Origin of the sequence: Photorhabdus stackebrandtii, assembly GCF_011189495.1 — a bacterium.
Classification (GTDB): Bacteria; Pseudomonadota; Gammaproteobacteria; order Enterobacterales; family Enterobacteriaceae; genus Photorhabdus; species Photorhabdus khanii.
In genome coordinates this window covers 1-4,430 of the sequence record NZ_PUJV01000073.1, presented here as the reverse complement: position 1 = coordinate 4,430, position 4,430 = coordinate 1, and the positions used below count along the sequence as shown (strand labels likewise).

Genomic DNA, 4,430 nt, shown 5'->3' with positions numbered 1-4,430 from the left:
AATCGCTCTGAACTTCATATTTTGTATACGGAGAAAGGTGAGAATTACCACCATATTTAGTACTCGCAGTAAAATGCAAACTAGTTCCCAGTTGCTTAGCTTTCCACGCACCCCATGCATTAGTAATTTCTTGAAGTTCTTTCATGATATAACCTCGATTAAATGAAGAGTTAAGTTCAGCTAGTTTAAAAATTAACGTAACTTATATTATGTTACGTTATATAAAGATCGTAGTTTGATTTAAATAAAACGCAAATATTTAATTAGAGAATAATATATAATGATAGTTTACATTATATATTATTATTCATAGATATAATAACTACTATGTCATCATCCAGCGTTTTATGAGTCCGTTTGGAAAACGGAAAATATTCCACGCGAAGGAGAGCATAAAATCTATGGGGTATTTTTACACAGCTAGAGCCTCTATCTCTGTATTCTTCAATTTGGGATACCAACGATGAAATAAACTTTCAAGCTCTTCATTTAATACTGTTACCCGTGTTTGTAAGAGATAATACGCACCTTGCTGACTCCATTGCATTTGCTGTTTTTTCGCCATTCGCTTTGCTATCATTTCATTGACGGTTGATTCAACAAATGCTGTTGATATCGGCTCTCCGTAACGATATCTTTCGCCATAATTGGAGAGCATAAAAAAGTCTGGGGCACTTGAATTATTTAGCGGTAAAATGGGCAACTCAACCGGACTATTACCCATTATCGGCCCATGAATACTTATACGTTAAAGTGGCTTCTTTAGCTGCTTTGCCACATAAATGCCCCACAGTTTTTCATGCTCTCCTGTAGTCAAGGAGCCTGCGCCTCGATGAGTTCCGCGCCTGATGAACCTTAAAACCTTTTCGGCTTGAAAGAGCCATTTTTTATGTTAGGTTTCTCATCAGGCCGGTAGGCCGTTCATGTTATCAATAATCAGTCTTCGCAAAACCAGTGGGGTAACATTTAATAGGTTCACAATGACGCCAGCTTTAGGCGACAAATAGGGGGTTTGTGCCCAATTCAGCGAAAAATTCCACGAGTGAAAATAAATTTAACAAATTCAATTCATTATAATTAAATTTATTCTATTAATTTAATCTTTTTCGATACTTTAGATATTGTGTGTCCAGAGCAACCAAGCAGGTCAACAATATAGCTATAGCTTTTGTGTTCCCTGAGAAGGCCTTCTATTTTTTGATGCAATTTCTTATCCATCGGGCGACCTTTATATGGCACTATTGCAAAGCTTCAGTCACTGATACGCTGGGATAAGCGTTTTATCAGCCGGAGCTTGCCATATGAATGCATTCAAAGGTCGCCATTTTACCGGCATTATTATTTTGTGGGCAGTCCGTTGGTACTGCAAATACGGCATCAATTATCGTGAACTTCAGGAAAAGGACGTGTCGGGAATCAATAAGGAAAAATCGGAAGATAATGATTGATAATGAACGCGGCGAACCTCGTTACTTTCAACGAGGTTTGTTAGCAGTCTGATATAAATCATGACTTCCCCTAGAATTAAAGTAAAGATAACCTAAACTAAAAATAATAGGTAGAACCACTTGAACTGGAACATTGGGTGATTGAATCGTTCGATGAGTATAGTTCCGAACTTCTCCGGCCCCACTACATATATTTATCTTTGGGTGGTAATCGAACAATTGTATCAAAGACTGGTACAGAAGTCATAAATTATAGTTGGAAATTATATGAAACCCTGAAAGAAAATTTTCGCGCCTTCGTCGTAAGGTCGGGCTTTGTAAATTTATAAATAAATGATGAGGAAATTATGACAATTATTTTAAAATCAATTAATAAAACACTCAAGACTTCGTTCAATGAATGGATGGATATTGAAGGACTTTCTCTCGATTTAACTCCATATTCTTTGAAAAAGTCAGGGAGGGCTTTAATTATTTTGAATGTGCCGAGTCCGTATGCTACTGGAAACAACTACCCGAATGTAAGCTTCGCCATCACCATGAATTCGGAGGTTCTGGCGAATGGCAGCATCAGTTACTCCTTTAAAAAGCCGGATTCTGCTGGTCGAATTCCAATTACTTTGCAAACAGATCTCGATTTGACTAAGGTGTTGGGTACTGTACAAGCACGATGGTCGACAGCTCGAGGTAGCACCGGACATATTGATAGCTATTGCAGCATAAGTGCAATTATTGACGAGGGAAAGTAAAAAAACTAATTCAAACAAAACTATTAAGAGCATAAAATCTATGGTCACCCCCATTTTTGCAACACTGATTTCCGGTGTATGACGGGCTTGCTTAAATCTATTTGGCGTCTCTATGGGCAAGGATGCCCGCACCACGATGAGTTCCGTGCCTGATTTACTTGCTTTGGTCGCTGATCCCTCTGTCACTTTTAAAACTACGGGAAAGATAAGTGGTAATGGTTATATTTCCGGCGTTATAATCCAAAATAAAAAAGGAGGAAATACAAGTAAAAAATAAATCAATGGCATTTAAAAAAACACTTCTACTGAAATGGTTCTTACAATTTGGATTCGCCTAATAACTATAATTATAGGATTAAAGTTTAAAAAATAATTAATAATAATTGTTACGAGCCTTCATTTTATTTAAATAGGATATTTTATGATGAATAAAAAATTCTTTGATGACCGTATTTCATTTTATAAAATTCACCAAATATTTTTTTGTTATGTAAGAGAGGCTTTTTATTTTTATTATTGTCAGGAAATTCTATGGCAGCATTTAATGATTGGAATATGCAAGGATCATAAGGAGGGTGCATGTACATTTACTCCGGAAAATTGAAATCAATCTGGCCTTCAGCAGACAGTGACCTGGTTGTAATCTTTCCACTTGAAGTTGAAGTCAACCAGCCAGTAATTGTTTCATGGGAGCCGTCAATTATCGTCAACGATAATCTCGATGAATCCAGAAGTTTAAGTGGTGTAATTAGCGAGCTTGAACCACAGGAATTTGGTTTTAACATTTCCATTGATTGGGGGCAGAATTTCCGATTGATTGGATTAATTGCTACGGACAAAGAGTCTCTAATTATCGCAATGAAGGATGAGAATGGTAGCACGTTGTTTACATCGACGTTAACTAACCTTCAGGAACAGGAAGTGTTGCCGGTTGTTAGCCGACTTATAAAAAATACCCTTCAGAATGTCCCGAATGGGATTAAATCTCTAGGGAGTACCAACACAATACTTAACTTTATAAATAGGACCAGCACAATACTTAACGATACCGACTCAATATGGTTTTGTCAGTTAACCGATTCAGGCGATGATGCTGTAATGAGAACCGCTGTCAACGGTGGGCTTAATCTCGGAATGACCGCTATGAGTTTGATGCTTCCAGGAGGACCGATGGCGGCCATATCCTTTGCCCTCACAAGTACAGCTATTACAGCTATCTCGTCGGTTGATGCGTTGTGGAGTGAGGAGAAAGAGCAGTATAACGGAAAGTTGCCCCCTGGTCGCTCCAGCACCAGAAAAAGTGGTTTTATGAAAAATAACTGCGTTTATTTGACGCGTTTAACGATTTTGCCAAAAAACAATAATCGTCTTGTCCTTCAGATGTATAAAAAAGACGGATTGGAAGACGGGCAATATAGGATAAAGGACATCATTAAGGAATTTAAGCCCAAAAATATGCTTGACCTAGTGCTGGATTCTGGGAAGAAGATGGTTGCCAGTTATTCGTATATTCAACTCAAAGCGTTTAAAATAACTAACAAACCCCACTCTCAATTTGATATGCGAAGCAATTTGGTTAACGAGGATGCTGGTGTGTGGTTTAGTTGTAAGTCCACTGGAAATCCCGAAGATCTTATTCAAGGTTCAAAGTTTAAATTTGATCAGTGGACGTCCGACATTAAATTCTCGTATAACCCTAATTATGTTAGTGTCGTCATCGTTGATCGGAAATATTACGGCAAGAACGAACATCCCAGCGCGATCCTCGAACTTTCGAATGATCCATTGAGGCAAGTATTAAGATTAAAGTCGCATAGGGTTGATGTTAGAAACACCAGTAATAGGAAGGAATTGAAACACGCGAATAGTCCGGACGAAGTGTTGAAGATAATCAATGATAATCAAAATTACGCTGTCTGGAGCTGGGAAGAGGGAGGTTATGTATATGGATACGACATGGGTAAACTGGATGAAATTGTTCCTCAAAAAAGTAGCCCACCCATATCGTACGTATATCTCAAAGTGGGTTTTGAAATGCCGTTTATAAAAGTTAAGAGCGTTTAGTTGAATTGAGACTGTAATTTAAATTGTGTATTTGTAGAGCATAAAAAATCGATTGATTGCCTGTGTCTATGTGCATGCCCCTGCCATTCGTGTTTCACTGGAAACATTGTTGGCGTTTGCTGAGCCTATGCGCCAGACAGCACAAGCGCTCAGTCAACTGGTCACGGCT

The 4,430-nt window shown here is 38.1% G+C and carries 3 protein-coding genes and 2 pseudogenes; 4 read left to right on the top strand and 1 reads right to left on the bottom strand.

The window, feature by feature from the left end:
- Positions 1-412: 412 nt before the first annotated feature.
- Positions 413-658, bottom strand: a pseudogene (locus tag C5470_RS21345) (ISKra4 family transposase); the annotation flags it as partial.
- A gap of 643 nt (positions 659-1,301) precedes the next feature.
- Here C5470_RS21345 and C5470_RS21340 point away from each other — a divergent pair.
- The 4 genes and pseudogenes from C5470_RS21340 to C5470_RS21325 all read left to right on the top strand — a co-directional run.
- Positions 1,302-1,400, top strand: a pseudogene (locus C5470_RS21340) (IS6 family transposase); the annotation flags it as partial.
- Between the two features lie 395 nt (positions 1,401-1,795).
- A complete protein-coding gene (locus C5470_RS21335; protein ID WP_152963882.1) occupies positions 1,796-2,197 on the top strand; it encodes a hypothetical protein in 402 nt (133 codons plus the stop codon).
- A gap of 112 nt (positions 2,198-2,309) precedes the next feature.
- On the top strand, positions 2,310-2,474 hold the full coding sequence (locus tag C5470_RS21330) for a hypothetical protein (protein WP_162524240.1): 165 nt from the start codon (positions 2,310-2,312) through the stop codon (positions 2,472-2,474).
- Between the two features lie 302 nt (positions 2,475-2,776).
- The gene (locus tag C5470_RS21325) at positions 2,777-4,261 is read left to right on the top strand and encodes a hypothetical protein (RefSeq protein WP_152963881.1); all 1,485 of its coding nucleotides are present in this window, start codon (positions 2,777-2,779) and stop codon (positions 4,259-4,261) included.
- The last annotated feature ends 169 nt before the right edge of the window (positions 4,262-4,430 follow it).